This window comes from Candidatus Omnitrophota bacterium (assembly GCA_028716165.1).
Taxonomy (GTDB): Bacteria; Omnitrophota; Gorgyraeia; order JABMRG01; family JABMRG01; genus JAQUQI01.
Window position 1 is genome coordinate 36,064 of record JAQUQI010000011.1, and the last position, 18,017, is coordinate 54,080.

At 47.5% G+C, this 18,017-nt stretch carries 15 protein-coding genes; all 15 read right to left on the reverse strand.

The window, feature by feature from the left end:
* Positions 1-269 precede the first annotated feature (269 nt).
* On the reverse strand, positions 270-800 hold the full coding sequence (locus tag PHV77_05970) for a hypothetical protein (GenBank protein ID MDD5504832.1): 531 nt from the start codon (positions 798-800) through the stop codon (positions 270-272).
* A complete protein-coding gene (locus PHV77_05975) occupies positions 797-2,170 on the reverse strand; it encodes a hypothetical protein (GenBank protein MDD5504833.1) in 1,374 nt (457 codons plus the stop codon). The genes PHV77_05970 and PHV77_05975 overlap by 4 nt, the downstream gene beginning before the upstream one ends.
* A 12-nt stretch (positions 2,171-2,182) precedes the next feature.
* Entirely contained in the window at positions 2,183-3,391 is a 1,209-nt protein-coding gene (locus tag PHV77_05980) for a type II secretion system F family protein (GenBank protein ID MDD5504834.1), read from the reverse strand.
* Between the two features lie 9 nt (positions 3,392-3,400).
* Positions 3,401-5,017 (reverse strand): ATPase, T2SS/T4P/T4SS family, encoded by a 1,617-nt coding sequence (locus PHV77_05985; protein ID MDD5504835.1) that lies wholly within the window; start codon positions 5,015-5,017, stop codon positions 3,401-3,403.
* A 14-nt stretch (positions 5,018-5,031) separates the two neighbouring features.
* Positions 5,032-6,426, reverse strand: a complete 1,395-nt coding sequence (gene atpD, locus PHV77_05990) for a F0F1 ATP synthase subunit beta (protein MDD5504836.1) — start codon at positions 6,424-6,426, stop codon at positions 5,032-5,034.
* On the reverse strand, positions 6,416-7,267 hold the full coding sequence (locus PHV77_05995) for a F0F1 ATP synthase subunit gamma (protein MDD5504837.1): 852 nt from the start codon (positions 7,265-7,267) through the stop codon (positions 6,416-6,418). Before PHV77_05995 ends, atpD begins: the two co-directional genes overlap by 11 nt.
* Positions 7,268-7,273: 6 nt before the next feature.
* The gene (gene atpA, locus PHV77_06000) at positions 7,274-8,764 is read right to left on the reverse strand and encodes a F0F1 ATP synthase subunit alpha (GenBank protein MDD5504838.1); all 1,491 of its coding nucleotides are present in this window, start codon (positions 8,762-8,764) and stop codon (positions 7,274-7,276) included.
* Positions 8,765-8,827: 63 nt separating this feature from the next.
* On the reverse strand, positions 8,828-9,541 hold the full coding sequence (locus PHV77_06005; GenBank protein MDD5504839.1) for a F0F1 ATP synthase subunit delta: 714 nt from the start codon (positions 9,539-9,541) through the stop codon (positions 8,828-8,830).
* 7 nt (positions 9,542-9,548) lie between these two features.
* Positions 9,549-9,761 (reverse strand): ATP synthase F0 subunit C, encoded by a 213-nt coding sequence (locus PHV77_06010; GenBank protein ID MDD5504840.1) that lies wholly within the window; start codon positions 9,759-9,761, stop codon positions 9,549-9,551.
* Positions 9,762-9,776: 15 nt separating this feature from the next.
* A complete protein-coding gene (locus PHV77_06015) occupies positions 9,777-10,001 on the reverse strand; it encodes a hypothetical protein (protein MDD5504841.1) in 225 nt (74 codons plus the stop codon).
* A 22-nt stretch (positions 10,002-10,023) separates the two neighbouring features.
* Positions 10,024-10,902, reverse strand: a complete 879-nt coding sequence (locus PHV77_06020) for a diguanylate cyclase (GenBank protein ID MDD5504842.1) — start codon at positions 10,900-10,902, stop codon at positions 10,024-10,026.
* Between the two features lie 16 nt (positions 10,903-10,918).
* Complete coding sequence (locus PHV77_06025) at positions 10,919-11,704, reverse strand: hypothetical protein (protein ID MDD5504843.1); 786 nt, start codon at positions 11,702-11,704, stop codon at positions 10,919-10,921.
* Positions 11,705-12,000: 296 nt separating this feature from the next.
* A complete protein-coding gene (locus tag PHV77_06030; protein MDD5504844.1) occupies positions 12,001-12,690 on the reverse strand; it encodes a hypothetical protein in 690 nt (229 codons plus the stop codon).
* Positions 12,691-12,742: 52 nt separating this feature from the next.
* On the reverse strand, positions 12,743-16,447 hold the full coding sequence (locus tag PHV77_06035; protein ID MDD5504845.1) for a hypothetical protein: 3,705 nt from the start codon (positions 16,445-16,447) through the stop codon (positions 12,743-12,745).
* Between the two features lie 23 nt (positions 16,448-16,470).
* On the reverse strand, positions 16,471-18,017 hold a 1,547-nt coding region (locus PHV77_06040), incomplete at its 5' end, for an Ig-like domain-containing protein (protein ID MDD5504846.1).

The window sequence follows — 18,017 nt, forward strand, 5'->3', positions numbered from 1 at the left end:
GCGCGACGAAGAATCTAATACTGATTTCACTTCCAGATCCTTCGCGGCCTACTCTGGCCCCGCCTCCTGCCGCTCTGGATGACAGACGGGTCATTTCCAGATCCTTCGCGACCAACGCTGGCCTCACTTATCGTCGCTCTGGATGACAAGCGTATGACTCGTGCTTCGACGGTTCCGCTCTGGATGACGCACGGGGCACTTCCCGTTAAGCACGCAGGGTGTCTCCAAATAGGACGCCTGCAATACTAACTGCAATACCAATCAATCTGTCAATCAAATGATATGCCTATTATATTCATGTCCGCCTTAAGCACGCCGCTTGTATCATCCTTGACGGTCAATATCATCTTTTCAACCTGTATGAGAATATCGGACTTTTCAATAGACGATATAAAATCAAGCATATCGGCAAGCCGGCCTTCTGCCCGCAGGTTAACACGGTGCAATGCGATTGGGCCCTTTATTTTACTTGAACCCGTATAATTCATATTCTGCACCTGGAGCTTAACCCGTCTTGCTTCAGACTCTACCTTGCTCATCACAGCCGCGGCCTTGTCTTCATCAGAACCTTTAAGCGTGAAAAAACCTTTGACTTTTTCACGGGCCTCCAGTATTTCAATGCGGTTATGCTCAAGGGACATATACTTGCGTATGATGGCTTCATACTGTTCTATTTGCGCGTTATAATTCACAAGCCGGCCGTATAAAGGGGACAGGATAAGGGTTTTCAAAAGAAAAACTACCGTTAAAAATCCTATGAAAAATAATAATATTTTTTCGTTTCGGTTAAAAGCTTTCATTTTACGGATATGTCAAAGTCAACCATCTCCCTGTCTTTGACTTTTTTCCTCCTTGTATAACGGTTTTGCGCCCCTTTAAACACCTCGGTGCTCCTTAGTATATCTGTAAATGCCAAAACATCCGAGATCTGCGGAGCATAGCCCTTAAATGAAAATTGTTTTTGCATCTCCCAGTTATAATGCGTTATAGTAATATTACCGGGGCATATCTTGATAAGATTATAAAGATAGAACAGAACATCCGATTGGGTATCGGTGTATTGCCTGATAACCTTGAAATTATTAACAATATCTTCCAGTTCTCCGGCGTTTCTCTTCATTTCCTCGGCGCGGGCAATGAGCGCGGCTGTGCAAGATTGTTTTTGCCCGAGCTTTACAAGGCCTATGCCGCCGAGCATCATCATTATATACGCTAAGCATACGCTCAAAACCGTAAGCTGCTGCATTTTTATCTTCATGTCCCTTTTTATCTGAATCTCCGGCACGCTGAATTTTATGTCCTCTTTTGCCACATGCCAGGCAAACCCCAAAACAGACGACAGTGAAACATCCTTTACGCCCGACGCAATAAAGCCGTCATATTCTTTCGCGGACACGTATTTTATATCAATCTTGGAATCTGCCAGAGCCTCACGAATTATGGATATATAGCCGCCCGCAGCACCCGTCAAAAACATCCTTTCACATTTAGCTTCGGGTATCTCACTGCTTAAAGCGGCCAACGCTTGCTTAAGTTCCGTGCAGAATCTTTCGCGCTCCCTCGGATCATCAAGGCGCTGGGCGCCCTGCGGTATCACCACGCTTGAACCGAGTTTATGGTAATGCGCCAGAACGAGATCGCTGTAATCAGAATCAATATCCAGGATAAAATATGAAGAACTTAAAAGCGACTTGTCTTTGCAGGCATTAGAGACATAATGCAAGAGCCCTTGCGAGCTCATCAATACGGATTCAGGCAGGATATTGACCGAGGTAAGCGAATTGGCGATACTCTTAAAAACATTTTTTAACGCGACCGCCAATATCAGGCGCGTGCTTCCTATACCGTCAAAACCGAGATTCTGCCATGCCCAGCATATCTCCTCTTTGCGATGGGGCACCTGGCGGACTATATAAAGCCCCAGCATCTGTTCTATCTCTTTCGCGTCCTGCGAAGGCAATTCTATGCGCCGAACGGTAATGGCATTACGGCTTAACACCAGATACACATCAAGATTGGATAAGCGCCTGTTATTCTTTAATATTATATCGTTCAGCGCCGCGGATATTGACGCAGAATCGGCTTCGGAGAGATCGCGCACTGCCAGGCTATGCCCGATATAAACCTTGAGCCGCTTGCCGGATAATTCAATGACCACCTTAGTCTTCACGCGTGATTACTCCTAAAATATGCTGTTCATGCTGAATATCGGAAGAAGCATCGCGATAACCATAGCCCCTATGATAATTCCTAATAATAAAATTATTGCCGGCTCTATAAGAGAGCTAAGCACTTTCAAATCCCCTTCAATCTCTTTCTCATAAGACTCGGCTATGTCGGCCAGGACACTGTCAAGCCTGCCGCCCTCCTCGCCGACCCGTATCATCTGAACAAAAAAATCAGGGAATATCTTGAACTGCCCCAGAGCGTCTGAAAACGCCATACCCTCGCTTATATCCTTACGCGCCTGTTCAAGCTCTTTTATATAAACCGGGTTATCTATAAGGGGTATCGCGTCGCTTAAAGCCGGGAGCACATTAATGCCGCCCTGCAGGAGCAAAGACGCGCTCCTTGAAAAATTGGCCACCGATTGTTTATACGCGATTTTTCCCACAAACGGTATGCGGTATTTGATTCTGGAAAAAAGGCCTGTGTTTTTTTGCCTGCTTAATATAATAACGGCCAAAAAAATAGAGCCCGCGATAAAAACCCAATTAGTTTTTATAAATTCGGCGGTATTGAGCAGGGCGATAGTCGGCGCGGGCAATTGCGCCTGAAAATCATCAAACATTCCCGCTATGCGAGGCAGGACAAAAGTAAGCATTACGAATATCGTAGCAATACCCGTTATAACCATAAAAACAGGGTAGGCCAGCGCCTGCTTGACCCTAGCCTTGAGATTTTCAATCCTGTTAAGGTAATCTATAAGCTGGCGCAGGCTTTCGCCAAGTTTGCCGGTCGCTTCGCCCGCGCGCAGGATATTGACATAAATAGGCGGAAAATACTGCGGATATTTGCTAAGACATTCCGAGAACGGCATACCGTCTTTTATGTTTTTTATGATATCGCCAAGCAGTCCGGCTTCGGCGCGGTTAAGGCAATTTTTTTCAAGGACTTTTAACGCCCTTAAAAGTTCTATCCTGCAATTGACCAGGTTAAAAAGCCTCTGCGTGAAAAAAACAAGTTGTCCGGAGCCCCATCTGCCGAAATCATTAAGGCGCCTGCGGGCGGGGCTTGCCGCGGCCTGGGCCGGCAGGCCATGAGGTTCCACGTTAACGGCAATAAGCCCTTTCTGCTGAAGCTGTTCAAGCACATGCTCAATGCTGTCGCCTTCAATCCTGCCCTCAACCGTTTCGTTGAGATTTTTTTTCGCGACATATTTAAACTGCATCCGGCTCCTTTATTCCAGTTCAACCACGCGCATAATCTCTTCCTTCGCGGTAAGCCCTTGTTCCACCAATAACATGCCGCTGTCCATAAGAGTTCTCATTCCTCTTTCCTTGGCCTTGGCCTTAATCTGCCTGGAGTTGTCTCTCTTTACTATCATATCGCGTATCTCGTCATCTATGCGCATTATTTCATATATGGGTTTTCGGCCTTTAAAGCCTGTGTCACTGCATGCCTCGCAGCCCTTGCCTTTACATGCCTGGCAGAATAATCTTACAAGCCTCTGGGCTATGACAACCTCAACCGATGACGCCAGAAGATAAGGCTCTATACCCATATCCATAAGACGGGCTACGCACGCGGCCGAGTCATTGGTATGAAGCGTGGAAAAGACAAGATGCCCGGTAAGCGCCGAACGTATGGCAAGGTCCGCTGTCTCACTATCACGTATCTCTCCTATCATCATTATATCAGGGTCATGGCGCAGTATGCTCCTTAAGGCGCTGGCAAAGGTCAGGCCAACCTTGGCATTAACATGGACTTGGGTAATGCCCTCAACCGCGTATTCAACAGGGTCTTCAATACATATAATCTTTGTCTCTTTTCTGTTCAGGCGGCTTAAAAAAGCGTAGAGTGTGGTAGTTTTTCCGCTTCCCGTGGGGCCCGTGATAAGTATAATGCCGTTCGGCTTGTAAAGTATCTTTTCTATCATTTTCAGGTCATCGCCGGAAAACCCGATCTTGTCAAGGTCCAGCATCATGCCCGAAGGCAGTATGCGTATCACCACATTCTCGCCGAAATATCCGGGCAGGATTGACACTCTCAAGTCCACCTCCTGGCCGTTCACAAGGCGCACCTTTGCCCTGCCGTCCTGCGGAGCGCGGTGTTCAACGACATCCAGGTGGCACATTATCTTTATACGCGATACTATGGCAGGCTCTATCCAAAACGCGTCCTGCGGCATCTTCATCTCGCGTAATATACCGTCAACACGGTAACGCAGGACAACCCTGTTGGCGTATATTTCTATATGTATATCAGTGGCGTTAACTTTTATAGCGCCCGCAATTATCTGATTAACAAGGTTAATGACAGAGGCTTCGTCAGAGTCTTTTTCAATATCCTCAACATTTTCTTTCTTATCCAGCCTGCCGCCGATGCCTGCCTTGTCTTCTATGATCTTGTCAACCGTGCCGGCTACGGCGCCGTAATATTTCTGTATGGCCTTTTCCACCTCGCGACGGGAAGACAAAACCCGCCTGACCTGGAACCCGAGGTTAAGCTTGATATTTTCAGCCAGCCAAAAATCCATAGGATTATAGACCGCTACTGTCAGAATATCTCCTTCAAGGCTTAAAGGTAAAAAGCCGTAATGCTGGACAAGTTTACCGGAAACAGCCTTGATGGCATCGGCAGACACCTGCTCATCCTTTATATGCTCGTAAAAAGGTATCTTAAATTGTTCCGCCAGCACCATGAGAAATTCGCTCTCCGTAAGCAGGCCGTTATCTATCAGATACCTGCCTAACATCTGTTCGTTGTAAGAACAGTTTTTGAGCGCCTGCTCAAGCTGTTTTTCATTTATACAACCTTTTTTTACCAGCATCTCACCCAATAAACTCTTTGACATCTTAAGTCTCCGTTTTAAGCGTTCATCTTTCCGATACAGTATAAGCTGGTTTCATCGGCTTTGTCAAATTCTCCGCCTATTATCCTTTCGCAGCCGGATATAGTATCATCAAGCTCTACAAAAACCCCCGGCCGGCCGGTATATACTTCCGCGGTAAAAAAAGGCTGTGTCAGAAAATTCTGGAGTTTTTTGGCGCGGTCAAACATAACTTTTTCTTCAAGCGAAAGCTCTTCTTTACCGATAATAGAAACTATGCGCTCAAGTTCCTCATAACGGCTGAAATGGCGCAATACTTCCTGCGCCGTATCAAAATGCCTTTTCCCGACGATAGCCGGGCTTAATGAGCCTGCCGAAGACTGCAGAGGGTCTATGGCCGGATAAAGGCCTTTTTGCACCATTGAACGCGACAATACGATAAAGCTGTCCATATGGGCGAATATGGCCACAACGGCAGGGTCTGTAAGGTCATCTGCCGGGACATATATTGCCTCAATCGCCGTTATGCTGGCACTTTTTTCCGAGCATATCCTCTCATGCAATTGGCTTATCTCGCTGGTCATCGTGGGCTGATATCCCCCCTCGGAAGGGATCCTGCCCAAAAGCGTGGATATCTCACTGCCGGCCTGGACAAAACGAAAGACATTGTCCATAAAAAATAATACGTCCCTTCCTTTTTCCAATACCATCTCGGCAAGAGATACAGCCGTGTTTGCCGCCTCAAAACGCATACCGGGTGATTCGTTCATCTGGCCGAAGACTAAAATAGAATTTTTTAAAAGTCCTGAGCGCAGGAATTCATGATAAAGCTCATTGCCTTCCCTGATACGCTCCCCAACGCCCGAGAACACGCATGTCCCGCTCTGGAATTTAATAATATTGTGTATTATCTCAAGTATCAATATCGTCTTCCCGCACGCGGCTCCTCCTAAAAGCCCGGTTTTGGAACTTTTTATTAAAGGAAAAAGAAGGTCTATAATTTTTATCCCGCTGTATATTCTCTCCGGCTTCTTATTGAGGTTTATGTCCACTTCCCTGCCAAACCTTGACGATAAAGGCTTAACCGGCACAAAATCATCGCCCTTGAAAGCCCCCTTATGGTCAACAGGCACTGCCATAGCGTTTAACACGCGGCCATAAAGCTGTGCCAGATCTTTAGGGACAACAAGGCCTCTTTCCATAATATCCACGGGCGCGTTCCTGCCAACGCCGTAAGTAAAACCCAATGCCACGCACCGGCAGATATTATCAGCCCTGTGCTCTACTACCTGCAGGCTTATGTCCTCGCCGCGCGAGCTGGCCACCTTAAGCATAGCGCCTACCACAGGCAGGCCTTGCCCTTCGGAAAATTGCGCGTCCACGATAGAGTTATAAACCGCTATCACTTTCGCGAAGTGATTATTATCCGTCATCGTTTTCCCTGTTTATAAGCCGTGTTGCCGTTAATTCCCGTATAGTCTTGTCCGAAAGAGCATGACGGTATTTAAAATATTCTATATCCATCCTGTTGTTTATTTTTTTAAGTTCCTGGACACTGCCCTCCAGATGCATTATTCTTGCCGCAAGCTCCGAAAGCCTGCTTGACCACAATACCTGATAAAATTTAAATTCCAGCCATATTTTCATCCAGCCGGCCATTACCGAATCAAAATCAGGCTCAATTAAAAGATTGGGTATATGCCTCCTGCCCGTGTATGAATCGCCCGGAAGCGGCAGTAAGGCCTCTGCCACAGCCTGCTGGGATATGATGTTTATAAACTTTGGATAAACAATATAGACCCTGCCCGCTTTTTTACCGGCGTATTGAGCCATGGCATAATCCCTCAACGCGCCTGATGAATCTGAATCTATCTTATCGCCCGGCGACTCAAAAAACGTGAATTCAATCCCAAGCTCCCTTAAATAATTTACTCCCTGGTCACCGACGCAGGCAATAATGTCCCCGCGCCTTTTTGTGCTAATAAGCTTGTCCACCAGCAAATTATTAAGCTCGCCCAAGAAACCCTCGTCCGAACTTATGAGTATAAGCAGGGCCGGCAGGTCCTCATCCGGTTTCAACAGCCTGCTTTCTATACCCGCGCTTAAAAGGATACCGAAAAGATTATCAAAATACCGCGTAAATTCATCCGAGGGGCCCTGTTTAAGCCTGAACTGGTTAAATTGCAGTGTTGCCGCCAGTTTCATAACCTCTATGAGATTACCGAGGTTTTTATTAAAATACAGGTTTGACTTGAGTTTTCCTGCCGATAGCATGTTTTCCTATCTCACGCGCGGGGAACTTATTGACCGCAAATATTCCCTGATAACTTTGTCAAGCATGCGCATATCATCTTCGGGCAGTTCAATGCAGTCGTCAAGGCCCTTGACAAAATCCTCGTAGTTTTTCTTTAGATAGGCAAAAAAATTGTTCTTAAACGCCTTTACCTGCGAGATATTGACCATCTCAAGGATCTTGCGGGAAAACGCGTAAAAGATGACTATCTCCTCCGCCTGGCTTATAGGAAAACCGTTCTCCTGCGTAAACAGCTCGCACAATGTCCTGCCCCGCTGTAACTGCTGGGCGGCTTCAGGGCTTAATTTTGTGCGAAGCCTGGTAAGCCTAAGCAGGGAACGGTAATGTATATATTCGTAGCGCAGTCCCTGGCTTAATTTTTTAATTACAGGAGTTTGCACCCTACTGCCTATACGGGAAACGGACAATTCAAGGTCTATGGCAGGCTTGAAACCCTCCTGAAAAAGCCCCGCGTTAAGATATATCTGGCCGTCTGTCATAGAAACAATATTAGAACATATATATCCGGTAATATCGCCCTGCAGTGTTTCCGCGAGAGGCAAAAACGTCATTGACCCGCCGCCGAATTCTTTTTTAAGCCTGCCCGCCCTTTCCATCAACTGGGAATGTAAAAAAAATATATCACCGGGATACGCCTCTCTGCCCGGGGCGCGCTCAAGCAAGAGAGACATCTGTCTGTATATCCAGCTATGCTTTGTAAGGTCGTCAAACACTACCAAAACGTCTTTACCCTGATACATGAAATACTCGCCTAATGCCGCCGCGGTATAAGGGCATATATATTGTTCGCCGGAAGATGACCCCGCGGAAGCGCATACGGCAAGCGAATAATCCATACAGCCGTTGCTGTTTAATACCTGCATGACTTTATTAAATGCCGAGACACTGCCGCCCATCCAGCAATATATGCATATAACGTCTTTGCCTTTTTGGTTTATTATGGTATCAAGAGCGATGGCGGTCTTTCCTATCTGTCTGTCGCCTACTATCAATTCGCGCTGTCCCTTGCCCAGGGGTATAAGCATGTCAATTATTTTTATGCCTGTATACAATGCCTCGCCGATGGGTTCGCGCTCCATGACGCCGGCAGCCTGCCGGAAAACCGGATATTCATCAGACTTTTCCACACGGCCTTTGCCGTCTATCGGATTGCCTAACGCGTCAACAACCCTGCCGATAAAGTTCTCGCCTACATGGGTATTCAACAACTGCCCGCGGCTTGAAACAGAATCTCCTACTATGATACCGCGCTCATCGCCGAAAATTATGCCGAAAGCGTGCTTCTGGTTAAACTCAACAATCATCCCAATCTGTCTTCTGGCCGAATCAAGGCAAGGGCTTTCAAAATTTATTATGTCTCCGAACGCGCAATTAGGCAGGCCGCTTATCTTGACTATCCCCTGCCTCAATTCTTCTACCCTTCCTATTTCCTTTATGTCTAAAGTGTTTATCTTCATCTTATTTATCCGGCTTAAAACCTTTAGGTCTTGGGCAAAAAAGCTTAAGGTTTAGAACAAAAACTATTTTATGCGCGAAACAAGCTTCTGCAGTTTGTTCTTCAATGTCCCGTCAATAACCATACCGCCCATCTCAAGCACGAGCCCGCCTATGATCCCGGGGTCAAGCCTTTGTTCCAGCCCGATATCGCGGCCTGTCTTTTGCGAAAGTATGTTCTTTATGTCATCAGCCTGTTTTTCAAGAAGCGGAAAACTTGATACGACGCCGGCTTTACCTGAAGTTATATTGAACCGTTCCTTGGGAAGCCGCGATATCTCTTCAATAACGCCCCCGGCAAGTTCGTGCTGTAATGACGCTCTGTCTTCCTCGGTAAACAATTCCGATATTAATTTTAGGGCAAAATCAACGCCCTGGGCGTGTATCTCTTTAAGCCCGCTTTCCTTGATCTTTTCGCAATCCAGGCGCGAAGAACTGATTATTTTTTCAGCCTGGGCCCTGGCAGACTCTTCTATCTTAAACCTTGCCGCCTGGGCCTCTTTTCCGGCGGCGGCGATTACGGCCTCGGCATCCTGCCTGCTTTGGGCTATAACAGCCTCGCTCTGCTGTTTGGCGCGGCGGAGTTCCTCATTGAGCTCTTCTTCTTTGGCGAGATTGTCTTCGTGGAGTTTATTCAACCTTGATAAAGCTGATTTAAAATGGCGTAAAAATAAAAAACGCAGGAAAAAGACAATGCCCGCAAAAATAAACACCTGTGAAAGCAAAAGTTTTATGAGCATATATCCTTTATCCCGCGAATAGATTATATAATACCAAAAGCGCCAGTATCGCCATAGCTTCCGCGAAAATAAAAGCGAGCATCATCGCGGTAAATATCCTTGAGCTCGCCGAAGGATTGCGCGCTACCGCCTTGACCGCCCCATAACCCATAAACGCTATGACAGCGGAAGGCCCGGCAGTGCTTAAAAACATCGCGACCATCAATTCAAGTATATCCATATAAAGTGGTGCCTTTCATGCCTGCGCGAACACAACCATCTCGTTTAAATGCATATAAGCTATGCCGTCTTTTACCGTTATTCTTTTATCCGGCAGGACTATATCGCCTTTTTTAAGCCTTGCCACAAACGACTGATGAAAATCAAGCACGCACATCTGGCCGTCAGCGGCAGGCAATATCACCCTGCCTGCCATACCCCGCCATATCGCGCCTTTGGGTTCAAGCACGGATACCCTCATGCGTCAAATCCTTTTAAAAAATTTATGCCACACAGAACGTGTTTTTGCCGTTTTTCTTGGCCTGATATAAAGCGCTGTCGGCCTTCGCGATAAGCTGGTTTGCCTCATCGGCATCATCGGGGACCGTGGCCACCCCTATGCTCACCGTGGTTGGAAGATAAATACTGACCTGCGTGCACAGCCTTTGCGCTATCACTTGCGCGCCGTCTTTATCAGTATGCGGAAGCATGATTACGAATTCCTCACCGCCGTAACGGCACACAACATCAACCGCCCTTGCCGATTTTTTAAAAACCTTGGCCGCCTCTTTAAGCAGGGCGTCGCCCGCCTGATGGCCCTGCGTATCATTATAATTTTTAAAATTATCTATGTCAAGCATCAGCAGGGAAAACGTGGCGGGAACGCGTTTTATGCGGTTAAACTCCATGGCTATCAATTCATTAAAATACCTGCGGTTAAATAATCCCGTAAGCCCGTCGCATACGGCAAGGTCAATAAAATATTCCTTATCGTCCCTTGACGAAAGCAGTATAAACCTCTCAACAGCCCTCTCGGTAAGTATGCGTATCTCGGAACTATGCAGGGGCTTTGTGATATAACCGTAAGCGCCCGCCTCCATCGCTTCAATAGCGGGGGCAATCAATGAATACAGCGTTGCAACGATAATATTCGTGGAAGGGCTTATCTTTATGGCCTCGCGGATAAACTGGATACCGCTCATCTTGGCGCAATGCAGTTCCGTTATAACAACAGGAAATACATTTGAACGCAGAAGCTCAAGCCCCTCCTTGGGGTCATGGGCAAGCCACACCCTGTAACCCAAAGGCTGTAACGTTGATTCCAGTAATTGCGCCGCCTTTTTATCGTCCTCAACAACAAGTATGTTTATATCTTCCGGCATCGGCAGACTCCACGCGCTATCTCTTATTCAAAACATATTTTTTCCAGGAGCTTTCCATATCCTCCAGGCTGGCAAATTTATAAACGCTTGTAAGCGCCAAAACGCAATCATTGCCGTCTCGCAGTTTCCTGCTGAAATTCAAGAAACGCTCCTTACCGTAATTTTTGATAAGAAACACTATTATAGAAGCCGACTGCGCGTAAAAGGCGCTGGGTTCTATGCTTTCGGGATTATAAATCCTAAAAAAGCTGCCGAAAGGCTGTGAGCGGCCCTGCGCGGCCATGTCGCGCGCGTATCTAAGCCTGCCGTCAAGATGGCTCTTCTCCTGCGAACACGCGACACCTTCATCAACGCAAAGCGGCAGGACCTTATCCATTCCTATAAATTCCCGGAATATTATATGCGTCATCTCGTGCGGAAGTATTGAATCAAAAAATTCCGGCTGGCCGACATAGCTTTTTATTGTCCTGTTATGCACGAAAACAACGGCGCCCGCCCAGGCCTGTCTGTTTGACTCTTTCTGAAACGAGTAAGAATCAGGATACATATAAATGCGCGCGCGGTTGTCCCAGCTCCAAAAATCCATGCGCCTGAACCCAAGTTCATCAACTATGCTGTTATAATAGCGTTCGGAGGCGGCGGACAGATTGGAAATAAAATCATGCGAAGCCTCCTGATAATAAATGATAAAATGCTGGGTCTTGGTCGTGTTCCAAAGGACGCTTGAGACATCGGCTGATACCGGAAGGGACAAGAGGCATAAAGCCGTTAATAAAAATATATATTTTAGTTTTTTAATCATAAGCATCTTTTATCATTCCGAGAGTCCTCGCTGTCATTCCGAGAGTCCTCGCTGTCATTCCGAGCGAAGCGAGGAATCTAGTACTCATTTCACTTCCAGATCCTTCGCGGCTTACTCTGGCCTCGCCAGTTCCGCTCTGGATGACAGGCAAAGTGCGCCTGTCATTCCGAGAGTCCTCGCTGTCATTCCGAGCGAAGCGAGGAATCTAGTACTCATTTCACTTCCAGATCCTTCGCGGCTTACTCTGGCCTCGCCGGTTCCGCTCTGGATGACAGACAGGTCACTTCAGTTGGAAATTATTCCTGGGGTTTTTGTTCGGACTCAATCTTTGCCTGACGCTGCCATACAATAAAAGACCCGGCCCCAAGGATGCCGAGAAAAATAACCACAAAAACAATAAGCCTCCATGTAAACTTGACCATCCCCTTGGGCGCGTTTTCCGCCACCATGGTCTTTGCCGCCAAAAGGTCCGATTTCGCGGAGTTGATAAGGCTTAAACAATTACGATAATTGGATATCTTATATCCGGGGCTTGTATCGGATAGATTCTGCATCATCTCCGCTTCTTTAAGTTTTTTCTCAATACCGGCATAGAGCATCTCGGCATGTTCAGCGTAATTAGTGCCCTTAAGCGCGTTGAAAACCTCTTTTGCTTCCTGGTGCAGGAGAGCTATTTCAACAGAATCAATGACCCATACGTCCTTTATTTCTATCTCTTTTTCCAGGACTTCTTTCGGCCCAAGCAGGTATTCGCCAAACACATAATAACTTCCCTGCTGGGTATCATAGCCCACCTCCAGGTCGTCTTTATAGACTATGTCCTCGGGTTTTACTTCAACAGGCAGATATACCTTCACAGGGACTTTCTGCTCCGAGTCGGCCGGATTTACTGCCATAAGCCTTAGGGCTATTTCCTCGGCGGAGACAACGTTGCAGAAAACTACGCAAAAGATAAAAAATAAAAAAGCGGCCTTTTTACTGTTCATCAAACACACCTCATTAATATCTTATCAGGAAAACGTCTGGCGCGCAACATGATTATTTATATTCAAACCAAGTTTGGACAACCGGTTTTTTGGCGACATTCTCTATCATCTTCTGGTTTAATTCCATAGCGGCCTTCAGCTCCTCACTCTTGTTCTTTATATATTCTATATCATCTTTCTTTTCGGCAGACACCTCATATATCTTGTCTATATTAATACCTGATGTGCCTCCGAGATTTTTGATGGTCCCGCTCATCTCCTCAAGCTGTTTGAACACATCGCCTAATTCGCTTACAGCTCCCTTTGCCTCTTCAACCTTGCCGCTTAAACTCCTATTGATCAACGAAATAGTATTATCTATCTGGGTAAACTGCTCATTCAGCGCCGAGGTAACAGTCCTAAGATCCTGTATACCCGACGTACTGCCTAATACCACCGAGACCCTCCCCGATATGTCCTCTATATCGGTATCCTTTACGGTCACAACCAAAGCGTCAACAGTGCCCTGGACAGGCTCGGAGCATATAATAGTAAAGTCGCCCCTGCCCCAGACGGCGAGGAAAGACACCTCGTATTCATAAACACCGGTAGAGCCTATCTCCGTCATAGCCCTGCCTGAAACCAACAGCGCGTTCGCCGGGCTGTAAATGCTAATGACAGGCGCAAGGCCCGACGAAGTCCTATAACGGACGGTCAAAGACGAGCCCTGCTTCACGCTTGTCTCGCTGTTTAATATGCCTGATCTTATATGCGGTTGGACTTCTTCAACCATTTGAGATTTAACTTCTGTCAGCTTGTCCTGCAGGGACGCCTCGCCTGTCGCGGCAAGTATTTTGCCTGTTTCATCTTTTACTTCGCTTATCTTAGGCGATATAACTTCCTCTATCTGCTGTTGTATCTCTTCTTTGACCGCTTGCTGTATCGCGGCAGTCTGTGTGGCGATACCTGTAGTCACTGCCTGTATAGCGGTCGTAACCGATTTAAGCGACTCATTGACGGTAATGCTGAACGTGACGCCGCCCTCATATGTCCTGCTTGTGCCTTCTGAACCGCCGTAATTGATCTTTACCCTGGCATAGTATGTCCTGCCAGCCGCCAATTCTATCTCTCCTCCGCCGGCAATTACATTGCTTAAAACCTTGTAATAAATACCGTTATTTGCTTCAGGTAATATTATGTCGGGATACCACACGGCAGGGCTTATGCTGTCATTGTATACCTGGACAATGGCCGTGCCGAGGCTGTTGACAGGGTCCCCCGCGATCACGATACCCCTTCTTTCAAGCGACATCCTGATTGAAAGATTATCGGAGCTTTCATCATATACAAAAGCGCTTTCAACGCCGTAATCACTCGTCGCCTCAACAAGGCTGGTGGCCATGACTGTCCAGGCTATCTTCGCGTCATATGTCCCGTCGAGATAATCGGCTGAAACACCTGCTATCTTTGTGTCGTTTTTGTCCACATACTGTTCTTTGGACACAGTGAAAGCGTATTCCCCGTAAGGCAGATTAAAGCTAAACGGGCTGTTTCCTGTTTTCGGGAAACCCTCTATCTGAACGCCGTTCTTGGTGCAGTTTAATGTGCACTCGGTAAGATTGGTCCCGCTTGTATAATCTTTTACATTATACACAATGTGATACAGCTTAAACACCTGCACCTCGGCGGAGACCTCCGAATCGCTTACTCCCGTGGCATCGGCGCTCGCTGTTAGCGTTATCTTTTCGCCGTCGTTTAAGCCGGACACGGCAAAATTATAGAACACCGCCACTCCTGCCTGCGCGGCAGCACTATCTAGGGCGGATTCCGGTATGGAACCGTCCGACGGGGTTAGAGATACCGTAGTATTGCTGGATGAAGTGTTCCCATAAGCGTCTGATACCGCCACGCTGAATTCTCTCCACAGCGCATCCTCTACGACTACATCCGCGGGCTGGACATCCCATATCAGGCTGTTTGCCTCACCGCCCGCAACATTCACTACAAGGGCATTGCTGTTTGATGTAGTAAGCCCTGCCTGGCTGTCGGAGACTTTTATATAGGCGACCTCCGACTTATAAAGAGTTATTGATACGAGCGACGTGTTCTGGCCGCCGGTAAAAACAATGGGGACATTATTGATATCTTCATTCGTTGAAAACTCTATCGCACTGCCGGCAGTTCCGCCTGTGGTTACAGTCACTGTCGGAATAAAAGTATCAAGGCCCTTAGTAATAGAGTTGGCGCCGGTAAAATACACTACTTTAGGCGATGCCCCTGAATAATCTGTGTCTAAATTGCTCAAGCTGTCAACAGCCCTGATTGTAAGCAACTGGCTTGAGCCGGCGTTCATAGCGCTTGAACCTGTAATGACAAAACTTGTCGCCGTGACCTCAATTTCGGGCGAGGCTGAATAGGCCGCGGTGTCCGCGGCAAACGTTGAGCTTACCGCATCAAGCATAATATCGGTAAGAGGATTTATCGTAATGCCTATTACCTTCCCGTCCACAGTATCGGGGGAAGGCAGAGGGTTCTTTAATATTATTTTAAGCGTGAATATCGTACTGCCGTTATTAAGCACGCTGTTCGCCGTGGGAAATACCATTTGGTCCGAGGCAATAACCGATGCCATCATGACACTTCCGTCATCTCCTTCAATATAAGCTTCCTTGATATATGATGACCAGCCGCCGGTCTTGTCAACATCGGTATTTCTCTTGACCAGTATCTGCTTTATATTGGTATCAAAGCCGTCCGAACCCGCGTCGGTTATCTTGAAATCAAGCACAGGAGTTCTGATAGTATTGGCCAGAGACGATATTGAGGACACCGTGCCGAGCGTCCCGGCCGATACAACGGCCTCTGGCGCCGTGGTAAACGTTATCATTGACGAATAATCGGCGCTTAAACCGGTTGCCGTTGACGATGGTTTTAAGAAAATATTCCCGGGATAATCATATGTGATACCGCTAAAAATTGCCACGCCTTCAACAGCCGCAACCGTAAGCCCGCCGGGCGCGCTTAAAGTATGCGCGGCAGGGGCCCCCGCGGTATCGCTGTAAGCGAACAGGGTTATATTTTCAGTAAATGATTTTATGGCATTACCATATTGATCGCATACAGAAACCTCCGGTTGCTGCGCCAAAGCCTGCGAGGTGATGCACGAGGTTGAAGGCTGTCTGCTAAATTTCATCTTGGATGCCTGGCCGGCAGAAACTGTAATGATATTGGACGCGACATCTCTGCCGTTATTAAGCTCCGTGTAACTTGCCAGAAGCCTGACATCCTGCGCCCTGAATAATTTGGCCTTGATATCAACAGGGGCCGATGAACCGTTTTCAAACTGTATATTTGCCGTATGAAATTTATCCTCATCGCCTTCAGGCCCGTTTGCTTCGCCGAGCGCTAATGACCATGTGATAGGTATGGACAGGTTAAAACCTTCGGCAGAATTGAAGTCATCGCAGATATTGCCGAATTCATCAACCACATAAAGGTCTTTCGCCAGGCTGAATTCTACCCCCGCTTTCTGGGAAGAAGCTATATTGCCGCTAAATTTAAGATGGTCGGGCTCGGCATGCTTTGCCAAAACGCTTAAGGCCCTGGAGTCTGATGTAACGGCCGAACCTGCTGTTACCTTTATAAGGGCTGCTTCCGCTTTATAGAAAACCGCTGTAACAGATGCCTGGCCCTGCCCGTTAAAGGCCAGGGTCACGGGCACAACAGGGTCACTGCTGAACGCTTCAATACCATTTATAGTCGGCTCATGGTTGCCCAAAGAGGCGCTTGCTCCTTGAAAGATTATACCCCTTCGCCCGCGTCGGTTTTCAGGTTGTCAAGCGCGTCATACGCTTTTATAGTAAGGGTAATCTCCTCGCCGCAGGTAACGCTTACGGATGATGTCCCGCCGGAAGTAAGCTCAAAATGGTCAAGCCCCGCGGGGCCTACAGTCATTAACACAGACTCCGACTGTCCCGTAATACCCGCATCACCCGACTCGCAGGAGACCGCTATCTGCAGGCTATTGGCCTTATCATCTTTATAATAAAAACTAAAGCCCTCATCCGCGGAAGAGTCGGCATCGCCATCGGGAGTAAGGGTAATCTGCTTCTGTGTTAATTCATCCGAACACCCGCTGTCTGTATAGAATTTACCTGTTGCCTGCTCTGTCCCGGCAGGCATGATAAAATTAGTAAGCTCAAAAACCGTTTCTTGAGAAACAGGCGTTGAATTACCGTGCGCGTCTTTGATAATTAAGCTGAATTCCTGCGATGCCTCTCCGGCATCAACATCGCTTGGCCCTGTCAGGACAAATTCCGAGGCCGCGCCAGGCTCTGCCGTCACTATAAATACCTGCGTTGACCCGTCATAATCCGACGTAGCCGTTACCTCATAGACGCCTTTCTTATCTCCGAATGTCAATACAGCCTGCGCTTCGCCGTTTTCATCGGTAAGATTGGGCGAATCCTGGGTAAGGAAAGGCTCAACAGCCAGGCCGGAAGGCTTGGACGTAATCTCAAACGTGATTGGTATATCGGAAATGGGCTGTCCTGTGCCGCCTTCTTCTGAAGAGGCTTTAATCTTAAAAGGCTGCAACGCTTGAAGGACCTTTACGCCTGTTTGCCCGTCTCCGCCTGACTTAATTATCCCGAGCGGGGCAATTGCCTGCGCGCTGAATTGAGGCGTGGAAGGCTGGCCGCCTATAAGCCCGGCCGCCTGGGCCATTAATGTATAAGCGCCGGCGGCATCGCCTAATATCAGATAGGCTGACGCTTTTCCGTCGGAGCCGCTGACGCCTCCATTAACAGGCTCCACGCCGGCCCCATTATCTCCTCCGGCGGTAAATGTAACGGTAACGCCTGAAACAGGGTTGCCGTATTGATCCATGATTTTGACAACACACGGCTCGGGCAGGCTTTGCTCAAGCGCTCCTGTCTGGTTATTTCCGCTTATTGTAAACAGCCTGTGCGCGGCATTATCGGGAAGAATTACATCGGCATCAAGCATAAAACCTTCAGGGCACATATAAGGTAGAGGGCTGTATGAAGCGTCATAGGCAATAATGCTGACATTATTACGCTCTGCTTTATACGCCTTTAACGTGATAATCTGCGATATACCGGAAGTAAAGTCAATCGCCTTATACGCCGTATCAAAGTTAGTCAGATCGGCTTTTGGATACGAAATTTCGGACGTGGCCTCATTGGTTATTGAATTAAGTCCTGTAAATTTAAACTTCAGGTTTGTGTTTGAATAATTCGCGTCCAGGTTTTTGTTCGCGTCAACAGCCAAAAGCTTTATGCCCGTGCCGGTACCACCTCTTTCAAAACTTACTGATGACCCGCCGT

Bases quoted from the DNA above. Each gene is read 5' to 3' on its own strand.
- PHV77_05970 (MDD5504832.1), bottom strand. From the start codon at position 800: ATGAAAGCTTTTAACCGAAACGAAAAAATATTATTATTTTTCATAGGA.
- atpA (MDD5504838.1), bottom strand. From the start codon at position 8,764: ATGAAGATAAACACTTTAGACATAAAGGAAATAGGAAGGGTAGAAGAA.
- PHV77_05980 (MDD5504834.1), bottom strand. From the start codon at position 3,391: ATGCAGTTTAAATATGTCGCGAAAAAAAATCTCAACGAAACGGTTGAG.
- PHV77_06030 (MDD5504844.1), bottom strand. From the start codon at position 12,690: ATGAACAGTAAAAAGGCCGCTTTTTTATTTTTTATCTTTTGCGTAGTT.
- PHV77_05995 (MDD5504837.1), bottom strand. From the start codon at position 7,267: ATGCTATCGGCAGGAAAACTCAAGTCAAACCTGTATTTTAATAAAAAC.
- PHV77_06015 (MDD5504841.1), bottom strand. From the start codon at position 10,001: ATGAGGGTATCCGTGCTTGAACCCAAAGGCGCGATATGGCGGGGTATG.
- PHV77_06020 (MDD5504842.1), bottom strand. From the start codon at position 10,902: ATGCCGGAAGATATAAACATACTTGTTGTTGAGGACGATAAAAAGGCG.
- PHV77_05985 (MDD5504835.1), bottom strand. From the start codon at position 5,017: ATGTCAAAGAGTTTATTGGGTGAGATGCTGGTAAAAAAAGGTTGTATA.
- PHV77_06005 (MDD5504839.1), bottom strand. From the start codon at position 9,541: ATGCTCATAAAACTTTTGCTTTCACAGGTGTTTATTTTTGCGGGCATT.
- atpD (MDD5504836.1), bottom strand. From the start codon at position 6,426: ATGACGGATAATAATCACTTCGCGAAAGTGATAGCGGTTTATAACTCT.
- PHV77_06025 (MDD5504843.1), bottom strand. From the start codon at position 11,704: ATGATTAAAAAACTAAAATATATATTTTTATTAACGGCTTTATGCCTC.
- PHV77_06010 (MDD5504840.1), bottom strand. From the start codon at position 9,761: ATGGATATACTTGAATTGATGGTCGCGATGTTTTTAAGCACTGCCGGG.